This window comes from Rugosimonospora africana, assembly GCF_016862975.1.
Taxonomy (GTDB): Bacteria; Actinomycetota; Actinomycetes; order Mycobacteriales; family Micromonosporaceae; genus Rugosimonospora; species Rugosimonospora africana.
In genome coordinates, this window is sequence record NZ_BONZ01000018.1 from 23,400 (window position 1) to 44,567 (window position 21,168).

The 21,168-nt window shown below is 72.7% G+C and carries 17 protein-coding genes; 12 read left to right on the top strand and 5 right to left on the bottom strand.

Annotated features, from left to right (window positions below):
- Positions 1-58: 58 nt before the first annotated feature.
- Positions 59-856: an alpha/beta fold hydrolase gene (locus Raf01_RS10440; RefSeq protein WP_203917581.1), complete on the bottom strand. Its 798-nt coding sequence runs from the start codon at positions 854-856 to the stop codon at positions 59-61.
- 418 nt (positions 857-1,274) lie between these two features.
- Here Raf01_RS10440 and Raf01_RS10445 point away from each other — a divergent pair, with 418 nt between their 5' ends.
- From Raf01_RS10445 to Raf01_RS10465, 5 genes are all read left to right on the top strand, one after another.
- Entirely contained in the window at positions 1,275-1,790 is a 516-nt protein-coding gene (locus Raf01_RS10445; protein ID WP_203917582.1) for a VOC family protein, read from the top strand.
- 56 nt (positions 1,791-1,846) lie between these two features.
- On the top strand, positions 1,847-2,983 hold the full coding sequence (locus Raf01_RS10450) for an alpha/beta hydrolase family protein (RefSeq protein ID WP_203917583.1): 1,137 nt from the start codon (positions 1,847-1,849) through the stop codon (positions 2,981-2,983).
- A 164-nt stretch (positions 2,984-3,147) separates the two neighbouring features.
- Positions 3,148-4,728 carry a class I adenylate-forming enzyme family protein gene (locus Raf01_RS10455; RefSeq protein WP_203917584.1) on the top strand — a complete coding sequence of 527 codons (1,581 nt, stop codon included), beginning with the start codon at positions 3,148-3,150 and terminating at the stop codon, positions 4,726-4,728.
- 47 nt (positions 4,729-4,775) lie between these two features.
- Entirely contained in the window at positions 4,776-5,621 is an 846-nt protein-coding gene (locus Raf01_RS10460) for an enoyl-CoA hydratase/isomerase family protein (protein ID WP_203917585.1), read from the top strand.
- A gap of 7 nt (positions 5,622-5,628) precedes the next feature.
- Positions 5,629-6,885, top strand: coding sequence for an FAD-dependent oxidoreductase (locus Raf01_RS10465; protein ID WP_203917586.1), 1,257 nt, complete (start codon positions 5,629-5,631; stop codon positions 6,883-6,885).
- A gap of 10 nt (positions 6,886-6,895) precedes the next feature.
- On the opposite strand, the gene Raf01_RS10470 is transcribed toward Raf01_RS10465, so the two are convergent.
- Complete coding sequence (locus Raf01_RS10470; protein ID WP_203917587.1) at positions 6,896-7,885, bottom strand: BtrH N-terminal domain-containing protein; 990 nt, start codon at positions 7,883-7,885, stop codon at positions 6,896-6,898.
- 233 nt (positions 7,886-8,118) lie between these two features.
- Between Raf01_RS10470 and Raf01_RS10475 the strand changes: the two genes are divergently transcribed.
- The 5 genes from Raf01_RS10475 (at position 8,119) to Raf01_RS10490 (ending at position 15,109) form a co-directional block, all read left to right on the top strand.
- Entirely contained in the window at positions 8,119-11,337 is a 3,219-nt protein-coding gene (locus Raf01_RS10475; RefSeq protein ID WP_203917588.1) for an eCIS core domain-containing protein, read from the top strand.
- A gap of 273 nt (positions 11,338-11,610) precedes the next feature.
- Complete coding sequence (locus Raf01_RS49450; RefSeq protein WP_239133509.1) at positions 11,611-12,375, top strand: hypothetical protein; 765 nt, start codon at positions 11,611-11,613, stop codon at positions 12,373-12,375.
- Complete coding sequence (locus Raf01_RS49455; RefSeq protein WP_239133510.1) at positions 12,372-12,725, top strand: winged helix-turn-helix domain-containing protein; 354 nt, start codon at positions 12,372-12,374, stop codon at positions 12,723-12,725. Before Raf01_RS49450 ends, Raf01_RS49455 begins: the two co-directional genes overlap by 4 nt.
- 144 nt (positions 12,726-12,869) lie before the next feature.
- Entirely contained in the window at positions 12,870-13,640 is a 771-nt protein-coding gene (locus Raf01_RS10485) for a glycerophosphodiester phosphodiesterase family protein (RefSeq protein ID WP_203917589.1), read from the top strand.
- 98 nt (positions 13,641-13,738) lie between these two features.
- Positions 13,739-15,109 (top strand): MFS transporter, encoded by a 1,371-nt coding sequence (locus tag Raf01_RS10490; protein ID WP_203917590.1) that lies wholly within the window; start codon positions 13,739-13,741, stop codon positions 15,107-15,109.
- Positions 15,110-15,194: 85 nt separating this feature from the next.
- Here Raf01_RS10490 and Raf01_RS10495 read toward each other — a convergent pair whose 3' ends face one another.
- On the bottom strand, positions 15,195-16,160 hold the full coding sequence (locus Raf01_RS10495) for a zinc-binding dehydrogenase (RefSeq protein WP_203917598.1): 966 nt from the start codon (positions 16,158-16,160) through the stop codon (positions 15,195-15,197).
- 84 nt (positions 16,161-16,244) lie between these two features.
- Here Raf01_RS10495 and Raf01_RS10500 point away from each other — a divergent pair, with 84 nt between their 5' ends.
- Positions 16,245-17,930, top strand: a complete 1,686-nt coding sequence (locus tag Raf01_RS10500; RefSeq protein ID WP_203917591.1) for an acyl-CoA dehydrogenase family protein — start codon at positions 16,245-16,247, stop codon at positions 17,928-17,930.
- Positions 17,931-18,053: 123 nt separating this feature from the next.
- Complete coding sequence (locus tag Raf01_RS10505) at positions 18,054-18,395, top strand: RNA polymerase-binding protein RbpA (RefSeq protein WP_203917592.1); 342 nt, start codon at positions 18,054-18,056, stop codon at positions 18,393-18,395.
- Positions 18,396-18,597: 202 nt separating this feature from the next.
- On the opposite strand, the gene Raf01_RS10510 is transcribed toward Raf01_RS10505, so the two are convergent.
- Both Raf01_RS10510 and lnt read right to left on the bottom strand, forming a co-directional pair.
- Positions 18,598-19,092: an FxsA family protein gene (locus tag Raf01_RS10510; protein WP_203917593.1), complete on the bottom strand. Its 495-nt coding sequence runs from the start codon at positions 19,090-19,092 to the stop codon at positions 18,598-18,600.
- Between the two features lie 129 nt (positions 19,093-19,221).
- Positions 19,222-20,949 carry an apolipoprotein N-acyltransferase gene (gene lnt, locus Raf01_RS10515; protein ID WP_203917594.1) on the bottom strand — a complete coding sequence of 576 codons (1,728 nt, stop codon included), beginning with the start codon at positions 20,947-20,949 and terminating at the stop codon, positions 19,222-19,224.
- Positions 20,950-21,168: the final 219 nt, after the last annotated feature.

Consider the following 21,168-nt stretch of genomic DNA (forward strand, 5'->3'; position numbering starts at 1 on the left):
GAGGTTAACAGGAGCTGGCGTGCCCGGTGGGTCTCGTCAAACCAGCGGACTACCCGGCCTACAACCCACGGATGATGCGGTAGACCTCGTCGGGGCGCTCCACGTGCGGGCTGTGCCCGGCACCGGGAAGCTCGATCGCGTCCGGGTCCAGGGCGCGCAGCTGCTCGATCGTGACGCCCGGATCCTCGCTGCCGCACACCATCCGGACCTCGGCCCGGCTCGCGCCGATCGCCGCGGACACCATGCGGGCCGGCGACTCGGTGGCGCGCGCGGTGGGGCTCGCCGCCGGGTCCATGCTCAGCCGGAAGCCCTCGGGGTCGGACACCAGGCCGCGCCGCACCAGGTCGCTGCCGGCCGGCGTACCGTTCGGCAGCCCGGCCACCTTCACCAGCCGGTCGAGCGCGGAGTCCTCGTCGGGGAAGTACGCGACCGGCTTGGTCGCCCGGCGCCGGGACACCTCCAGCTCCTCGTCGGTCCAGTGCACCTTCACCCCGATCGCCACCACCCGGGACACCGGTACGCCGAACCACCCGGTACCCAGCAGCAACGCCACGACGCCGCCCAGCGAGTGCCCGACCGCCACCACGTCCCGCGAGTCGCCCACCAAATCGGCGACCTCGGCGGCGTACCGGCCGAACGACGCGACCGCGGGCCAGCCGGAGTGGCCGTGGCCGGGCAGGTCGCAGACGACCCAGCTGCCGGGCCAGTCCGCGCGGACCCGGTCGAGCACCGGCGACCACACGCCGCCGGTGCCGCCGAGGCCGTGTAGCAACAGCAGCGTCGGATCCCCGCTGCCGCCGGCTTCCCGCCACAGCTCGCCGCCGCGCCTGACCGGTGCTCCACTGTCGACACTCACGTCGGCCTCGCCTCTTCCCTGTCGGTGGCGCTGTCTCGCCGGGACCGTCTCGCTGGGACCGTCTCGGTGACACCTGCAGGGTAGCGAACCCACTCGCCGCCGCCCCCACGGAGAAGGCCGCGGCAGCGAAGTGACGTGCGATATTCGGTCGTGAACCTTGTCGACCGAAGAGGCGTCGTGAGCGGCCATCACTTAGCCGTTGACGTTCTTGACATGATCGATGCAACCGGCGGATACTGCGAAACGGCTTCAGGTGGTGCGAATATCGTGCCTGCTCCGATCAACCGTTCCGACCAGTCCGGCTCGGTGCGTCTGAAGCCGCGCGACGACCCAGACCGGTCGCCCGACCAGTCTGGCTCGGCGTGTCTGACGCCGCACGACGACCCGGACCGGTCGCCCGACGACAAAGGGACGAGCAATGACGCTGTCTTGTGCCCCCCATTCGTTGAACCACGCCGCCTACCCGACCTTCGACACCGGCGCGACGTACCGCTTCTACACGCAGGTACTCGGGTGCCAGCTGGTCGGCGCGATCCGCAAGGACACCGTCCCGTCGACCGGCGCGCACTCCCCGTTCCTGCACACGTTCTTCGCGCTGGCCTCGGGCGAATGCCTGGCGTTCTTCGAAGTCGACGGGCTGGAGCGCCCGGAGCGCGGCGACGGCATCCCGTCGTGGATCCGGCACATCGCGCTGTCCGTGGAGTCGCCGGAGGCGCTGGCGCAGCTGAAGCAGCACGTCGAATCGCACGGCATCGACGTGCTCGGCACCGTCGACCACGAGGGAATCTGGTCGTCCATCTACTTCTTCGACCCCAACGGCATCCGCATCGAGCTGACCTACCAGTCGCGCCCGCTGGGCGAGCAGGACGCCGCCGAGGGTCGCGCTCTGGTCGGGCAGTGGGTGGCCGAACGGGGCCAGTCGCTGGGCGACTGAGCCGCCGGCACGGCACACCTGGCACACCCGTCAACCGCACGCGAAAACTGGGGCCGATGAGGGACGAACTGCTGCACTTTCCGGTGAACTACGGCGAGCGCATCGAGATCTACTCCGGGGTCGCCCGGCTGAGCGGCAAGATCTGGGCCCGGCTGGTGCGGCCGGACGGCGACCGGCCCGGCACCGCGTTCCTCATCGTGCACCCGACGTCGAACTTCCTCGGGCACTACGCGCTGGAACCGTTGGCCGGGCACGGGGTCGCGGCCGTCGGGATGACCACCCGGTACATCGGCAACGACACCTCGCTGCTGTTCGAGAACTGCGTGCTGGACATCGCGTCCGCGGTCCGGTCGCTGCGCGAGCGAGGGTACGAGCGGATCGTCCTGGTCGGCAACTCGGGCGGCGGCGGGCTCGCGGCGCTGTACCAGAGCCAGGCCGAGCACCCCACCATCACCGCGACGCCGGCCGGCGACCCGCCCGACCTCACGGCCGCCGAACTGCCTCCGGTCGACGGGCTCATCATGCTGATGGCGCACCCGGGGCGGGCCCAGGTCTACACCGAATGGCTCGACCCCGCGATCGTCGACGAGCACGACCCGTTCACCCGCGACGCCGCGCTCGACATGTTCGACGAGCGCAACGGTCCCCCGTACAGTGCCGCGTTCCTCGCCCGGTACCGGCAGGCCCAGCTGGAGCGCAGCGAGCGGATCCGGGCGTGGGTACTGGAGCGCCTCGCCCGCCTCGCGGCCGACGAGGAGGGGCCGCAGGACTTCCCGTTCGTCGTGCACGGCACGTGCGCCGACCCGCGGTTCCTGGACCTGTCGATCGACCCGTCCGACCGCCGCGTCGGCACGCTGTGGGGCGACGCGCGCACCGTCAACGTGGCGCCGGCCACCCTCGGCCGGTATACCAGCGCCCGGGCGTGGCTGAGCCAGTGGAGCATCCGGGACAGCCAGGGCCACGGCCCGTCCCACCTGCCGCACGTGTCGGTACCTGTCCTGGTGGTATACGGCACGGCCGACAACGCGGCGTTTCCCGGCCACGCCCGCGCACTGTACGACGCGGTCGCCCACGACGACAGGGAACTCGTCACGCTGCGCGGCGCGAACCACTACTTCATCGGGCAACCCGACCAGGTCACCGCGTGCGTGTCGGAGATGGTCCGGTGGGCGCGCGAGCACGGCTTCAATTGACTGAGCGCAGCCGGAGCCGATCCGTGGCGGAGGCGAGCACAGTCCCCGATTCAATTGACTGAGCGCAGCCGGAGCCGATCTGTGGCGGAGGCGAGCACAGTCCCCCGACAACACTGAGCCCGACTCACCCGCGCCACGAACGTCCACAGTGGAAGGAGACCCACGTGACCTCGAACCTGCGAGTGGGTGACCTCGTCGTCCGCAACGCGGCACGCATGCCGGACGCGGTGGCGGTCATCGACCCGGGCGGCACCCTCAGTTGGCGGCAGCTGGACCGGGGCGCCAACCGGCTGGCCTCCGGCCTGCTGGCGGCCGGGCTGTCCCGGGGTGACCGGGTCGCGACCGTCATCCACAACTCCGCCGCCGCCGTCGAGATGCTGTTCGCTCTCGCCAAGGCCGGCCTGATCGGGGTACCGATCAACTACGGGCTGACTCTGTCCGAGGTCCGGCAGCTGCTGGCCGACTCGGATCCGCGGTGCGTCGTGGTGGACGCCGAGTACGCCACCGGCGAGTTCGTCGACACGGTCGCCGCCGCCCTTCCGGCGAAGCCGCCGACCATGGTGCTGCGCAACGGCGAGGTCGTACCGGACGGCTGGCTCGACTACGACGACGTGAGGCTGCGCGGCCGCGACGACTTCGACAGTGCCGGGGTGAGCGCGGACGACATCCGCACCATCCGGTACACCAGCGGGACGACGGCGGTGCCGAAGGGCTGCATGGGTACGCACCGGCAGATCCTGGCGAGCATCGCGAACTACTTCCTGCAGGTACCGGCGCCGGACTCGGGTCCGTTCCTGCAACTGCTGCCGCTGTTTTCCGGTGCCGGCATCTGGATGTCGTTCGCGGCCGCGTACCAGGGCGTCGCCACCGTCATCCAGCCGTCCTTCGACGCGGCCGAGGCGCTGCGTTCGATCGAGGCGACCGGTGCGGCTCACACGCTCGCGGTGCCGACGATGGTCAGCCGGCTGACCGAGGAGTTCGCCGGCGGCGGGTACCGGATCGACTCGTTCAAACTGCTCGGGTACACCGGCGCGCCGATGCCGCCCAAGGTGATCCGGCGAGCGATGGAGATCCTGCCGTGCGAGTTCTACCAGGGCTTCGGCGGCGGCGAGATCGGCGGCCTCGTCTCGTTCCTGCTGCCGGAGGACCACGCCGCCGCGCTGGCCGACGAGCGGATGGCCGAGCGGTTGCGTTCGGCGGGCCGGCCCGCCCGGTACGCGGAGGTCCGCATCCGCGCCATCGACGGCACGGTACTCGGGCGCACCGAGGTCGGCGAGATCACCGTCCGGTCGCCCAGCAACTTCTCCGGGTACTGGAACCGTCCCGAGGAGACCGCCCACACGGTACGCGGTGACTGGGTCTACACCGGCGACATGGGCTACTTCGACGAGGCCGGCTACCTGTACGCCGTCGACCGGGCGAAGGACATGGTGATCACCGGCGGCAACAACGTCTCCCCGGCCGAGGTCGAGGCGGTGCTCATGGAGCATCCGGACATCGCCGCCGCATCGGTGATCGGCCTGCCCGACGAGGAGTGGGGCGAGGCGGTGACCGCCGTCGTCGTCGCCCGCACCGGGGCGAGCCCCGGGCAGGAGGAGATCCTGCGTCACGCCCGCGCGCACCTGGCCGGGTACAAGACGCCGAAGTCGGTGAAGTTCGTCGACGCCCTGCCGCTCAACAGCGCCGGGAAGGTCCTCAAGCGCGCCTTGCGGGAGCGGTTCGCCTCACCCGCCGAGACGGCATAGCACGGCACAGCACGGCACCAGTACCGAGAACGACCGGAGGAACGACAATGGACTGGAAACCCGACCGGGCCTCGATTCCGGAGGGCTTCGTCATACAGCCGGAAGAACTGACGACACTGACCGTGTCGATGCCCGTCGAGGGTGTCGCGCGGATCGTGCTGAACCGGCCGGACAAGCTCAACGCCTTCAACGGGGCGATGCTCAAGGACCTCCGCTCGGTGCTGTGGCTGATGAACTTCGACCCGGCCGTGCGGGTCATCGTCCTGACCGGTGCCGGTCGCGGGTTCAGCTCGGGCCGGGACATCCCGGAGCTGCGTGCCGAGCGCGGGATGCCGCTGCCGCAGTACCGGGCGTGGATGCGGGCCAACCAGGAGACCTTCGACGACATCGAGGCGATCGAGAAGCCGGTCATCGCCGCCATCAACGGCGTGTGCGCCGGCGGCGGCGTCGAACTCGCCACGTCCTGCGACTTCCGGATCGCGTCGAGCGGGGCGACGTTCCTGCTCCCGGAGATCTTCATCGGCGTGATGCCCGCCTCGGGCGCGTGTTCCCGGCTGATCCAGCTGATCGGCATCGAGAACGTCAAGGACCTGGTGATGACCGGGCGCACGATCGACGCCGAGGAAGCGCGCGGCATGCGCCTGGTCGGCCGGGTCGTGGCCCCGGACGAGCTCGATGACGCCGCACTGTCCCTGGCGGGGCAGCTGATGCGGGGTGCGCCGCAGGCGGTGGGCATGGCCAAGCACGTCATCAACATGTGCCAGAACGTGGACACCGACACCGGCCGCATGCTGGAACGGCTCGCCCAGTCCTCGCTCGTGGGCACCGCCGACTCGACCGAGGGCATCCGCGCGTTCCTCGACAAGCGGCGCCCCGAATTCGGCGGCCGGTGAGCGCGAGATGAGCGAGCGCGGGATGAGCGAGCGCGGGATGAGCGAGCGCGGGATGAGCGAGCGCAACACCGACGTCGATGAGGTCATCGTTGCCGGTGGCGGGCCCACCGGCCTGACGGTGGCCGCCGCCCTGGCCCACCGGGGCGTACCGGTCACCGTCCTGGAGGCGGCACCCGCGCTGAGCACCGAGTGGCGGGCGTCGACCTTCCACCCGCCGACGCTGGAGCTTCTCAAGGAGCTGGACGTCGTCGACGAGATGGTGTCCCGGGGCCTGGTCGCCGACAAGTACCAGATCCGTGACCGGGTGGACGGGCTGATCGCCGAGTTCGACCTGTCGGTGCTCGCCGAGGACACCGAGTTCCCGTTCCGGCTCCAGCTCGAGCAGTACAAGTTCGCCGAGATGCTCGCCGAACGGATGGAGCGCCACCCGCTCTGCACCATCCACTATGGACACTCGGTGGAGTCGGTCGAGGACGACGGGGACGTGGTGACCGTCACCGCGCGGCTCGCCGACGGTACCCCGGTGACCCGTCGTGCCCGGTACGTCATCGGCGCGGACGGCGCCCGCAGCGCGGTACGCAAGTCGCTGCGCATCCCGTTCTCCGGCCACACGTACCCGGTGCGGTTCCTCATCCTGAGCACCACGTCGGACTTCGCCAAGGTGATGCCGGACATCTGCTACGTGAACTACATCTGGGACCCGGTGGAGCCGATGATGCTCCTGCGTATCCCGGACGTGTGGCGGGTGCTGTTCTCCATCGGCCCCGACGAGCAGGAGGGCGACCTGCTGGAGCCGGAGTCGCTGCGGCGGCGGGTCGCCCAGGTGACCCCGGAGCGCGGCTTCGACGTGCTGTCCGCCCAGTACTACAGCGTGCACCAGCGGGTCGCGGACACGTTCCGGTCCGGGCGGGTCCTGCTCATCGGCGACGCGGCGCACGTGAACAGCCCGGTCGGCGGGCTGGGGCTCAACAGCGGGGTGCATGACGCGTTCGACCTGGCCATCCGGCTGGCCCGGCACCTGCGCGACGGGGCCGCCCCGGAGATCCTGGACGAGTACGCCAGCCGGCGCAGGGAGATCGCGCTGGAATTCGTCCGCCGGGTGACCCACCGCAACACCACGATGATGATCGAGCAGCAGGCCGAGGCGCGGGAGAAGAACCGCCGCGAGATGCGGGCGATCGCGGAGAGTCCCGAGCGGCAGCGCGAGTGGCTGCTGGAGTCCAGCATGATCTCCGGGGTACGGATGGCCTCGATCGGCCACTAGTCAACGGGGTTCACCGGGACCGGCAGGTCGCCAGGGTCTCCATCGCGTGGCGTTCCAGGTCGGCGAGCTCGGCGAGGATTTCCGAGGCGCGGGTCAGGTGATCCGGGTCGCCGGTCTCGCCGGCCGCCCCGATCTGGGCGGACACCTCGGTCCAGAGCGGAGCGATCTGGGCGTACGCCTGGTGGCCCCGGTGCAGGCTGTCGTCGTCGACGATCGACGCGCACTCGGCGAGGAAGTCGCGGTACATGGCGCGGAACAGGCCGCCACCGGTCCCGCCCCGTTCCATCAGCATCGCGGCCTGGCACAGGTCGCGGGACGGGTCGGCGGAACGGTCGAGCCACCGGGTGACCTGCCGGGCCGCCTTGCCGATGCCGCGGTGGCCGAGGTTGGCGATGGGTGGGTTGAGGAAGTCGTGCGCGTTGCGCAGGACGGCTGCCCGGATGGCCTCGCCCAGGTCGGGCCGGGCGGCGGGGCCGGCGATGGTGTACGAGAGGTTGCGGGCGGTCATCGGCCCGCGCGCGTTGCGGGCCTGCTCCAGGCTTGCCAGGGTGGTCGTCACGGCACCGCCCTGGTCGGCGGTGTCGATCAGGTAAGCGTGTGTGTCGTCGTACCCGTACGCGGCGACGAAGTGGCCCCCGAAGTGGACCTTGGTGGCGAAGTAGTCCAGGTGGTAGGAGTCCAGCTGAAGGCCGACCGGGCGGCCGGCGTCGAGGGCGGCGGTGATGTTGCGCCACGCCCGGCGAGGTGAGGCGGTCTGCTCGGCGTGCAGCGTGAGGCCCAGCCGGTCCGCCAGATTGCGGCTGATCGTGAACGGCTTGGTGCGACCGCCGAGGAACGGGAAGTCCATGCTCTTGGCGTCCCAGTAGACGAAGCCCAGGCCCTCGCCGAGGCCGAACAGCATGGGCTCGGACAGCTCAAGGCCCTGGTGGCGTACCAGGACGCCGAGCGCGGTGGTCTCGCAGTGCCGACCGCCAGGGAATTCCACGTTCTCGATGATCATTCGGCTTCCTCGACTGCCGGCCGAGCTGGGCCGGCGGGGAGATGGACGGGTCAGGCGACCGTACCCGCATCCACGCGACCGGTCGGGCGTCGCATCGTCGCCGACGGGTCCGCGGGCCGGTGGACCGACCGCTATCCGACAGTCGCCCCGTGCGGTCGCGGGATTGTCCGGCTACCGGACGTGCCGGCAGCATCGGGGGTGTCGGCAGGACCGCCCGCACCCCGAGGAGTCCGGTGACCCACGCGTACGCCACCACGAGCCGCGACCCGGGAACGCGTGGCAGGGGTGAGTCCCGGCCCCGCCACGCGTCCGAGGCCCGGCGCCCGGCGCCCGCCGTACCCGCCACCGGGCGCGGCGGCGAACCCACGCGCACAGCCGTCGCCCGGGCGATCGCGAGCGCCAGCCGACCGATCGCACCCGGCCACCGGGCCGACGCCGAGCGGTGGACCGGTCAGGACCTGAGCGACGTCCGGCTGCACACCGGGCCGCAGGTACGGGTCGCGGCCCGGGCACTGGGCGCCGCGGCGTTCACGGTCGGCCGCGACGTGGGCGTGGCCACCGGGCCGGGCCAGGAGATCCCGCGGGCGCTGCTGACCCACGAGCTCATCCACGCCGCCCAGCAGGGTGCCGAGCCCAACGGCGCCACCGCGCACCAGGCCGAGACCCAGGCCGCCGGCCGCGGCGGGGCGCCCGGTCCGCTCGCCGCGCCCGGGGCGCCGTACGTCGCCTGCGCGCCCGAGGACTGGCTGCAGACGACCCCGGACGTGCGCGCCTACGGGTACTCCGAACTCGTCGACGAGCTGCGCGGGGTCAACGAGTGGCTCGCCCGGCAGATCTCCTCCAGCCAGGATGTCGACCGGATGCAGGAGGCGAAGGCCGCGCTGGAGGCCGAAGTGGCGCGCCGGCAGCGGGCGATCCGCCAGGCCGACCGGCCGCCACCGCGGCAGCGGGGTGGGACACGGAGCGGCACCCGGGGCGGCACGCGGGGCGCACCCGCCGCGCCGACCCCGACGACGGAGACGCCGTCGGAGAGCGAGGTGCCCCGGGTGCTGCGCGACCGGGCCAGCACCCAGCTGACCGATCCGGCCGAGGTCCGGGCCGAGGTCGACCGGATCACCGCGTGGTTGCAACGCCCGGATGTCAGCCGCGCCGACCGCGCGGCGCTGCGCGCCGAACTGGTCGCGCTCGCTCCGCAGCTCGGCGAGGACCTGGCCCGGTCGAGCGCGGCCCGCCAGTCGGCCCGGCTCACGGCGGCGTTCCAGCCGACCGACGCGGGCGACCGCACGCAGGTACTCGACGCGATCCGGCTGATCGAGTCGATCCGGCCGTACTCGGCGCAGCCCGGCACGGCGTACGTCGTCCACCGCGGCGAGATGCTCGTCTTCCCGCAGGATCTGGCCGACCGGGTACGCGGTGAGGTCGTGGCCGCGCTGAACGAGGCGGCACGCCGGGCCGGCGACATGAACACCGGCACCGAGTTCCGGCTCCAGGAGCACCTGCGGCTCAACTACGAGGAGCATCCCGTCGTCGGCTTCGCGGTCAGCCTGGTCAGCGGCGAAGAGCCGGTCGACGTCCAGCGACGGGTCCTGCCCCCGCTCGGCGACTCGTCGGTGGCGCTCAGCCGGTACCGGAACGCGCAGCGCCGCGGCTCCCTGTCCGAGGCGGCCGAGGCCGTGTTCGCCGCCGTCGAGCAGGCCGACCGCGCACAGCAGCTGGTCTTGGAGGGCATCGACCGCAGCATCGCGGCGGCCGGGCAGATCGTGCGCGGCCTGGAGATCACCCGCAACCTCGCGTTCACCGTCGCGCTGTCGATCGGCGCGATCCTCGCGGCACCGGTCGTCGCGGCCGGCGTCGCCGGGTTCGGCGCGACCGGGCTGACCGCCACCGGGCTGACCGCACTGGGCACCGGCACCGTCGTCGGCGCCGAGGGCTTCGGGCTCGGCTTCCTCAGCGGCGGTGCCGGGGAACTGGCCGCCGGCGGGAGCGTCCGGCACGCCCTGCGGACCGGAGTCGGCGAGGGCGTACGGGTCGGCGAGCAGGGCTTCGCGATCGGCCTCGGCGGCGGGGCGAGCCTCGGCCTGGCTGGCAACCTCGGCGTCGGTACCGCCGGCCTGAGCCGGACCGGAACCCTGGTACGCAGCGCTCTGGCGCAGGGCGGCGGAAACGCGCTCGGTTCGGCGACCGGCGCGCTGCTGACCGAACCGCAACCCGGCGGCCCGGGCAGGGGCGAGGCCGCGTTGCGGGCCGGCCTACTCGGCTTCGGGCTGGGCGCGTTGGGCGGCGGGGCCGGCGCGTACGCCACCGGACTCACCTCTCCGACCGCCCGGCTGGTGATCGGCGCCGGGCTGCCCAGCCTCGCGACCGGCGGCGCGACGTACTGGCAGACCGGCGACTGGCGGCAGTCGCTGGTCGCCGGCGGCACCGCGCTGACCGTGGGCGTCATCGGGCTCCGGGCGCCGCAAACCGAACCGACAGCGGCGCAGGATCGGGCGTTCCAGCTCGGCGTGTCCGCGCGCGAGTCGGTCGGCAGCTTCGGCACCGGGGTGGGGCGGACGGTCGCGCCGTGGCTGGCCGCGTCGATGATCGGCCTGAACGAGGGGCTACCGGCGACCCGCATGCCGGTCGGCTCTGCCCCGGTCGCCACGGCACCGATCAGCGCGACCGCATCGACGTCGCCGCCACCGGCCGGCACCCTGGCCACGCCCACACCCACGACCACGACGACCGCCGCCACCGCCGCCACGCCCACACCCACGACCACGACGACCGCCGCCACCGCCGCCACGCCCACCACGACCACCCCAGCGACCACGACCACCACGACGCCGACGACCACGGCGCCGACGACGACCACGGCGCCGACGACCGCACCCACCACCACGCCGGCGACCACGGCCGCCCCCGCGCCGCCGACCGCGACCGCGCCGGCACCCGCCCCGGCACCGGCCGTCGCGGTCCGGGTGTCGGCCGGCGCCCTGGTGCCCGGCGGCCAGACCGTGGTCGACCCGTTCTCCGGGCAGGCGCTGGGCACGCAGTCCGCCTCGGCGCGGACGGCTCGCTCCCTGATCACCGGCATCCGTGCCGACGAGGGCGAGGTCGCCGCGTGGCGGCTCGCGCTGGCGCGCGGCGAGATCGGCCTGCAGGCACCCGCCGGCGCCAATGTGCGGGGACCCGACTTCCTGACCGCCGTCATCGACAGCAACGGCGTGGTCTGGCTGATCGTCACGGACGTGAAGACCTCCACGGTGGGCACCTTCCCCACACCGGCGACTTCGGTGCCGCCGACCTGGATGGCCGAGTTGCAGGCGGCGATCGCGGTGGGCCGGCTCAACCTCAACGATCCGGCGCTGGAGGCGGCGATCCGGCTGGCGTTCACGCAGGGCCGGGTACGCATCCGGCAGCTCAACGCCGACTACTCGCCGACCGGTGGAGGGACCGTCACCGGCTTCTGATCCCGCCGCGCCAGACGGGCCGTCCGGTCCGCGTCACCGCGAACCGTCCGCCTTCGGCCGCGTCACCGTGAGACCGCCTCTGGCCCGCGTCGCCTGGAACCGTCCGCCTCGGGCCGCGTCACGGTGAGCCGACCGCCTCCGGCCCGCGTCGCCCCGAACCGTCGGTCTCCGGCCCACGGCGGCCCCGACCCCTCCGCCGCCGGCATCCCGGACCTTTACATCGCCATTGACTTTGCGGTACAAAGTACTTGGCGGCGATCGAGGAGGACATTCATGGACGCACCCGGAACCGACGGCCCCGACCGGACACTGGAGGAGCTGCGACGCGTGCGGATCCGCAGCCGCCGCCGGGCCCACGGCGGCGCCTGGCTGCCCGCTGGCGTGCTCGCCGCCCTGGTCATGGTGAGCGCCGTTCTCTACCGCTCGCCATGGCACGAGCTCACCTCGGGTGTCGTGTCGTACCCGTACTGGGCCGGGTTGCCCAGCGACCAGCGCAGCGCTCCGGCCTCTTACGCGTACTGGCTGGTCGGGCTGCCCGTGGCGTTCGCCGCGATCGCCTGGTGGTACCGCGGACGCTCCCGGCGGGTGGGCATGCGCGTGCCCTGGCCGGTGTTCGCCGGTGTCGGCCTGGCGGCGCTGCTGCTGATCGTGGTGCTCCTGGCCGTACCCCGCCAGCCACCCACCGATCCCTTCCTCCTCACCGCCAACCCGGGCCCGGACTGGGCGCGCGGGCTGGCCACCCCGCTGCTGGCGATCACCGCCAGCCTCGTCGCGCTCGGCTGGGTCGAGCGCAGCCCCGCCCTCGCGGTGGCCGGCGCGTGGATCGGCGTACTCGCCTGGTGGCAGTGTGCCGCCGGGTACGGGCGCATTCCCGGCTGGCTCTTTTGGCTACTGGACGGCGGGCAGGGGCCGTCGCTGGGCGGCACGGTCGCGCTGCAACCCGCCGGTATGCTCCTGCTGATGACCCTGCCGCTGCTCGCCTGCGCGGTCGTCGCGGCGGCGCGGGCCTCCCGGTGGCGGCGGAGCCGCGCGCAGTGAGCGACGACGCTTCCCACCCGTCACTGGCGCTCGACGAGACCGTGCACCAACGCGTGCGCCTGGGCATCCTCGCGGTGCTCGGCGAGGTGGCCGAGTGCACGTTCACCGCGGTACGCGAGGAACTGGAGCTGACCGACGGCAACCTCAGCCGCCACCTGCGCGTGCTTGAGGAGGCCGGCCTCGTGCAGATCCGCAAGGGGTACGAGGGGCGGCGGCCGTGCACCTGGCTGGGGCTGACCCGCCAGGGACACAAGGCACTACGCGCCGAGTTGGCCGCGCTCGAACGGCTCGTCGTCCGGCTACGCCGGTCGGAGGCGGCGGAGGCGGCCGAGCAGGGTAACGATCGGTAGCGGTGAGCCGCGCGGCCGGCCGGCGCCGGCGGGCCGGAACTGTGCGTGCCGCCGGGGCGCGGTGCCTCGACGGTGCCCAAGTCGACGCCGGCCGCACGCGTTCGCGACACCCGGGCGGCGCGAACTGCCGGTAGGGTGCGGCACGTGAACGCTCGCTACCCCTTCCTCGACGCGCCCACCCCGCTGGCCTTCGCCCATCGCGGCGGGGCCGCCGAGGGGGACGAGAACACAGTGGAAGCGTTCGGCCGCGCGATCGACCTGGGCTACCGGTACGTGGAGACCGACGTGCAGGCCACCTCGGACGGGGTGGCGGTGGTGTTCCACGACGACACCCTGCACCGGATCTTCGGCCGCGACGCCCGGGTCGACGAGCTGCGCTACGCCGACCTGGCCAGCATCCGGGTGGACGGGGACCCGGTGGTGCCCCGGCTGGACGCGGTACTGGCCGCGTGGCCGGAGGTCCGGTTCAACATCGACGTGAAGTGCGACGCCGCCGTCGCGCCGGTCGTCGACGTGGTACGCCGGGCCGGCGCCCTGGACCGGGTACTGCTGGCCGCGTTCTCCGATGCCCGTACCGCGCGGCTGCGCGCCGAGCTGGGCCCGGAACTGGCCACCTCGCTCGGGCACCGCGGGGCCGGCCTGCTGTACGCGGCGTCGCGGGTCGGCTGGGGTGCCGCCCGTACCGGCCGGCGCGTGGCCGCGGCGCAGGTACCGCCGACGAGCGGGCGGCTGCGGGTGGTCGACCGGCGGTTCGTGCGCCACGCCCACCGGCTGGGCCTGCAGGTGCACGTGTGGACGATCGACGATCCTGCCGAGATGCACGAGTTACTCGATCTCGGGGTTGATGGCATCATGACCGATCACATCGACGTGCTGCGCGACGTTTACACGCAACGCGGCCACTGGCCCGCCTGAACCCCGGGACGCCTCATGACCTTCCGACAGCGGTCGCTCGACTTCGTCACCGCGCCACCCGACCCGGACCGCCCGACCGCGCCACCCCTGGCGACGGCATGACGGCCGAGTCCACCGCCCCCGCCGGCGACCTGACCGTCCCGCCGGCCGGCCCCGCCCTCGCCGACCGCCGCGAGCGCGTCGGCTGGTACTTCTACGACTGGGCCAACTCGGTGTTCCCGACCACCGTGGTGACCGTGTTCCTCGGGCCGTACCTCGGCTCGGTCGCCGACCGCGCCGCCGACGCGCACGGGCGGGTGCACCCGCTGGGCATCCCGGTCGCCTCCGGCTCCCTGTTCGCCTACACGGTGTCGGTGTCGGTCCTGCTGACGGTGTTCATCCTGCCGGTCGTGGGCGCGGTCGCCGACCGGTCGCACCGCAAGAAGCAGCTCCTGGCGCTGTTCACCTACCTGGGCGCCGGCGCGACCGTCGCGATGGTGTTCCTGACCGGCACCCGGTATCTTCTCGGCGCCCTGCTGTTCCTGTTCGCCAACATCTGTTACGGCACCACCAACGTGGTCTACAACTCGTTCCTGCCGCAGATCGCCGGCCCCGACGACCGGGACCGCGTCTCCAGCGTGGGCTGGGCGATCGGCTACATCGGCGGCGGCGCGCTGCTGGCCTGCAACGTGGTCGCCGTGCAGCTGGGCGGCGACGCGCACGAGTCCGCGGTCGCCCGGTGGTGCCTGGTGTCGGCCGGGGTGTGGTGGGCGGCGTTCACCACGATCCCGCTGGTCCGGCTGCGCAACCGGCCGCCGGTGGCCGGCGAGGCGCGCGGCTCGGCGCTGCTCGACGGGTTCCGCCAGCTCGGGCGTACGCTGCGGCACCTGACCGGGTACCGGCTGACGCTGCTGTTCCTGGTCGCGTACCTGGTCTACAACGACGGTATCCAGACCGTGATCACCCTGGCCGGCGTGTACGCCGACAAGGAGCTGGGCCTGTCCCAGTCGGTGCGGGTGGAGACCATCCTGCTGGTGCAGTTCCTGGCGTTCGCCGGGGCCTGGGCGACCGGGCGGCTCGCGCTGCGCGTCGGCGGCAAGAGGACGGTCCTGGGCAGCCTGGTCGTGTGGGTGATCGCTCTCGGCTTCGCGTACCTGCTGCCGGCCGGCCGGGCGGTGCCGTTCGTGCTGCTCGGCTGCCTGATCGGCGTCGTGCTGGGCGGCAGCCAGGCGCTGAGCCGCTCGCTGTTCAGCCAGCTGATCCCGCCCGGGCAGGAGGCGGAGTACTTCAGCCTGTACGAGATCTCCTCGGACGGTACGAGCTGGCTCGGGCCGCTGCTGTTCGGCCTGGCGTACCAGCTGACGCACACCTACCGGGTGGCGATCGTGTCGCTGCTGGTGTTCTTCGCCCTCGGGTTCGTGGGGCTGCTCGCCGTACCGATGCGCCGGGCCATCGTCGCCGCCGGCAACCCGGAACCGCGGCTGGTCTGAGCCCCGGCTGGTCTGAGCCCGCCGGGTACCGCCGGGCCGGCCGGCGCGCGGTCGCCGCCGGCGCCGGCCGGACTGCCCGCGGCGGTCAGGGCAGCAGCAGGGTCTTGCCCGTCGTGGTTCGCGCTTCGATCGCCTCGTGCGCCTCGGCGGCCCGTTCCAGCGGGTACGTCTGGCCGATCACCGGCCGCAGCCTGCCGGCGAGCGCCTCGTCCAGTGCCGCGACACTGGCCCGGCGCAGCGCCTCCGGCGGATGCGGCTGAGCGAAGAAGTCGATCACGGTGATGCCCCGGCGCTCCGCCTCACCCGGCTCCAGGCGCAGGGGCGTGCCGCTGGCCCGGCCGAAGACGACCATCCGGCCGCCGGGCGCCAGCAGGTCCAGCGCGGCTCGGCCGACCGCGCCGCCGACCGACTCGAAGACCAGCTCGACGCCGTGGCCGCCGGTCACCTCCCGGACCCGCTCGGGCCAGTCCGGCCGGGAGTAGTCGACGCCGGCGTGAGCGCCGAGCGTGCCGGCCAGCTCCAGCTTCGCCACGCCGCTGGCGGCGGCGATCACCATCGCGCCGGCCGCGGCCGCCAGCTGGACGAGCAAGGTGCCGACTCCGCCCCCGGCGGCCTCGACCAGCGCGTACCCGCCGGGCCTCGGTGGGGCCTGCCGGACCAGGGTCGTCGCGGTACGGCCGTCGGCCAGCAGCGCGGTCGCATCCGGTACGGATACGCCGTCCGGTACCTCGATCAGCGCGTCGGTGCCGACCAGAGCCCGCTGGGCGTAGCCGCCGCGCCCGCCGGTGGAGCCGATGACCGGCCGTCCGAGCAGCCCCGGGTCCACGCCGTCGCCGAGCGCGGTGACCGCGCCCCCGACTCCGTTGCCCAGCACGAACGGGGTCGGCCCGGCACCCGGCATCGTGCCGGAGCGGACCAGGGTGTCGGCGAACACCACGGCCGCCGCCTGGACCTCGACGAGCACCTGCCCCGGTCCGGGTACGGGGTCGGGTACCTCCACCGGCCGCAGCACCTCCGGTGGGCCGAACCGGGTCACCTCGATCGCACGCATCATGCGACGATCTTCCGACCTCAACCGAGGTTGAGGTCAAGCGCGCACCTTGCGGCGTACCGGCCGGTAACCAAGACTGGCGGCATGTCCCGTTTCGTGCAGCCAGTACCGGCCCTCGGCGACCCGTACGCCTCCGACCAGATCCTGCGCTCCCACCTCGACCGCATCCTCGGGCCCGATGGCCACGGCGCGGTCGCCGGTCGCCTCGCCGCGCTCGGCGCCGAGGTCGCCGGGCCGCTGCGTGCCGCGCACGCGGACGCGGAGGCACACCCGCCGACGCTTCGCCATTACGATGCCTGGGGCACGCGGATCGACGCCATCGACACGTCCGCCGGATGGCAGGCCCAGCGCCGCGCCGCCGCCGTTCACGCCCTGGTCGCGACGCCTTACTTGCCCGAAGCAAGACAGTCCTTCGGCGCTGGTGCACGGGTCGTCCAGCACGCGCTGCTGCACCTGTACGGCCCGGAGTCGGCGACGTTCACCTGTCCGGTGGCGATGAGCGACGGGGCCGCCGCGCTGCTCGCCCGCCCGGACGTCGACCCGTCGGTCCGCGACGCCTGGCTGCCCCGGCTGATCTCCACGGATCCGGATACCGCGATCACCAGCGGCCAGTGGATGACCGAGTCGCAGGGCGGTTCGGACATCGCCCGCTCCGGCACCTCCGCCCGACCGGCCGCCGACAGCACCTGGCGGGTCACCGGGGAGAAGTGGTTCTGCTCCGCCGCCGACGCCGCGATGGCCGTCGCGCTGGCCAGGCCGGAGGGCTCCGGACCGGGCAGCCGTGCGCTCGCGCCGTTCCTCATCCCGCGCTACGGGGAGGACGGCGGTCCCGCCCCCGGGATCACCCTGCACCGGCTCAAAGACAAGCTGGGCACCCGCGCCGTCCCCACCGCCGAGATCGGCCTTGCCGACGCGTACGCGCTGCCCGTCGGCGACCCGGCCGAGCCCGGCCTGCACCGGATGATGACCCTGGTCGTGGTGACCCGGGTGCACAATGCCGCCGCCGCGGCGGCCGGGATGCGCCGCGGCCTGGACTATGCCCACGCCTACGCCCGCGTCCGCCGGGTGGCCGGCGGTGAGCTGGCCGGCAATCCGCTGCACCGCGCCACGCTCGGCACCCTGGCGGTGCACGCCCAGGCGGCGTACGCGCTGGCGGCGCACGCCTTCGCCCTGCTCGGCCGCGTCGAGGTTGACCAGGACCCGGCCGCGGAGGCGGAGTTACGGCTCGTCGCGCCGCTGGCCAAGCTGCTGACCGGCAAACTCGCGGTCGCCTCCGCCAGCGAGTACCTGGAGTGCTTCGGCGGCGCCGGGTTCGTCGAGGACACCGGCATTCCCCGGTTGCTGCGCGACGCCCAGGTGCTGCCGATCTGGGAGGGTACGACCAACGTGCTGTCCATGGATGTGCTGCGAGCCCTGACCCGGAACGAGGGCGTGGCGCAGCTCGCGGCCCGGGTACAGGCCGCCGCGGAACTGACGGGAATCCGACTGCCGCGGGTCGCCGGGATCCTCGCCACGAGCCTGTCCGACCTGCGCGACCAGATCGCGTCCGCGACGAAGGACCCGACGTCCCCGGCGGTACTCGCCGGCGCCCGCGGCCTCGCGCTGCGGCTGGGAACCATGCTGAGCGCCGCGTTACTGGCCGAACACGGTCAGTGGAGCGCCGAACGTGGCGACGAAGGCCCGGGCATCGCCGCGGACCTGTGGGCCCGCCAGCAGCTCGCCGGACAGGACATCGCGGAGGACGCCCACCGGTACGTAGAGATCCTCTGAGTGGGACGCGCCGGCCGGCGCGGGCTAGGCTGGGCAGGTCTGACGATTCTCGAGGGAATCGTCAGACTGACCGCATCGTTACACCCTGTACCGACTAAACACACCCGAAGGGGAAAGCCGATCATGGGCGAGCGCATGCTGCGCGGAAGCCGTCTCGGAGCAGTCAGCTACGAGTCCGACCGCAACACCGAGCTGGCTCCGCGACAGACCCGCGAATACCTCTGCGCCCGCGGGCACCAATTCGAGGTGCCGTTCGCCGTGGACGCTGAGGTTCCGACGACCTGGGAATGCAAGTTCGACGGCACCGTCGCCCGTCTGGTCGACGGCAGCGAACCCGAGCAGAAGAAGGCCAAGCCGCCGCGCACCCACTGGGACATGCTGCTGGAGCGGCGTTCCATCGCCGAGCTGGAAGACATTCTGGCCGAGCGGCTCGAAGAGGTACGGGCGCGACGCGGACGGGCCTGACCGGAACTCAATGCGTGCAAGCCGCCCGGATCCGATGGCTCCGGGCGGCTTGACGTCTGCGCGAAATAGGTCCGTCTGCGGCGCGCTTTGCGCGGAACTAGGCCCGTATGGGCGACATGTCCCGGCATGGGCTGCGACTGACCGGGGGCGCGGCGACAGACGCGCCGACCCAGACCGGTCGGAACCGCAACCTCGGATATAACTACCTCGGATCGATGATCTCGCCCTCGATGGGCGAACCGCCCGGCTGCGGGCTGGCCTGATACGGGCGGCCGGGCCGGACCCGTACCCGCCTCGGGCCGAACAGGTCGCCCGCCGCCGCCGAGGACAGCTGGCGCTCGGCCAGCCGCTGCACCCCCGACCCGGCCAGCCGGCGTACCGGAGGCACCAGCAGGGCCAGCCCCACGACACCGGTGATGAACCCCGGTACCGCCAGCAGCAGGCCGCTGAGCAGGCCGGGCAGTCCCTGGCTCACGTCCGTACCGACCGGTCGCCCGGTCGTGCCGGCCTCGCGCAGCTTCCGCCACGCCCGGCTGCCCTCCCGCCGCAGCAGCCAGCCGCCGAGCAGCGAGATGGCCAGCAGCAGGATGAGCGTCAAGCCCACACCGAGCCAGTGCGCCACGACGACGAAAACGACGATCTCGGCAGCGATCACCGCAAGCAGGCCGATACCGGCCAGACCGATCAGACGCTGCATGATGGCCCTCCCTGGACCGATGGGTCCGGCCGCTCCAGGTGTCTTCTCCCCGAGCCGGCCGCCCACCCCCCGTTCAACAATGGCACGCCGGCCGGCGTTCCCCGGCAGCGACCACGACCATGCCCGCAGTCATGCGGACGCGATCCGCCGATCCCGCACGCGCACCGCGCCCGCACCGACCAGCACCAGTACGGCGATACCGCCCAGGACGAACTCGGGCAGCGGCCCGAGTCGGGTGGCGAGCGTCTGCTCGTCGCCCAGGCGCAGCGCCCGGTCCAGCTCCGCCTGCGTGTTGAACCGGGTCGCGTCGAGCACCGTGCCGTCCGAGGTCACGAACGCCGACACACCGACCGTCGAGGCCATCAGCGCATCCCGGCCGTGCTCCACCGCGCGCAACTGCACCATCGCCAGCTGCTGGCGCGCCTCGGCGGTACTGAAGTCGGCGTTGTTCGTCTGGACCGTGACCAATTGGCCGCCGCCCTGCACCGCGGACCGGACCAGGTCGTCGTACCCGATCTCGAAACAGATGACGTCCCCGACCGTGAGCTTGCCGGTGTCCAGGACACCCGAGTGGTCGCCCGGCACGAAGTTGCCGACCAGGGCGGCCCTGCTGCTGACCAGTTGCGCCAGGCCGCGCAGCGGCATGTACTCGGCGAACGGCACCGGGTGCTGCTTGACGTAGTACGGAGTGGTCGGGCCGGTACCCGGCTGCCACACGATGCCGACGTTGCGCAGGTTCTCGCCCGGCCCCTCCAGCAACGTACCGACCAGGATCGGCGCCTTGATCTCCGCGGCCGCCCCGTCGATCAGCGACCGGGCGTCCGCGTCCTGCGGGATCAGCGGGTCGATGTCGCTGGAGTTCTCCGGCCAGACCACCAGGTCCGGCTGCGGCGCCTTGCCCGCCGCCACCTGCTGCGCCAGCTGACGGGTCGCGGCGACGTGGTTGTCGAGCACCGCCCGTCGCTGGGCGTTGAACTCCAGACCGAGCCGGGGCACGTTGCCCTGGATCACCGCGACGTTCACCGCACGGCCGGACGGGTGCGCCAGCGGTACCGCCAGGCCCACCACGACGACCAGGACGGCACCGAGCCCGGCCGCCGCACCCATGAGCCGTACCCGCGGCGTGCCGGACCGCCACGGCCGCCACACGGCGACGACGAGCAGGCCGCCGGCCAGCGCCACCGCGAACGTGACCAGCGGGGCACCGCCGACTGAGGCGAACCGCAGCAGCGGGGAGTCGCCCTGGCTGAACGCCAACCGGCCCCACGGGAACCCGCCGAACGGGATCCGGTCACGCAGAGCCTCCTGCCCGACCCAGAACACGCCGGTGGCCAGCGGCCACACCCAGCGGTACCGGTCGGCGAGCGGGCTCAGCCAGGCCGTACCCGCGCCCAACAGGGCCAGGAACGCCGACTGCGACACCGCCAGGATCAGCCACGGCGCGACCCCGCCCACGATTTCGGTCCAGCTCAGCAGCGGCACGAAGAACGTCAGACCGGCCAGCGCGCCCAGGCCCGCACCGGCCCGCAGCCGGCGGCGGTGCGCCGCGATCGCGAGCAGCGCGGTGCCCACCGGCGCCAGCCACCACAGCCCGTACGGCGGGAAGGCCAGCAACTGGGCCGCACCGCTCGCCAGCGCGAGGATTACGCCGGCCCACAGCGGCAGAGGGGACGGGTGCACCGCTCGGCCCTTGCGCTCGGCCCCCGGCTGCCGCTCGCCGGACGGCTGCTCCGTCGCGAGCTGGCCCGTCGTCGGCTGCTCCGTCGTGGGCTGGCCCGTCGTCGGCTGCTCGGTCACCGGCTCGCTTTGCGCCTGCCCGGCTGCCGAGGATTCTCCGACCGCGTCGACCGCCGTCATGCGTTCACCACCCGTCTACTGTGCCCTATCCTCCGCCCCGGACGCCGCTCGGATCATGAGTGTCGAGGACGTTTCCGAGTCCGCTTTGATCGGACATCCGGCCGCACAGCGGAATAGAAGAGAACAAAACACCACGAGCGTTAACAGAATTGATGCACAGATCGGATCAGGCTCTGAGCGACCGAGCCCGACCGCGCCACATTTTCCGAACGCGCCCTC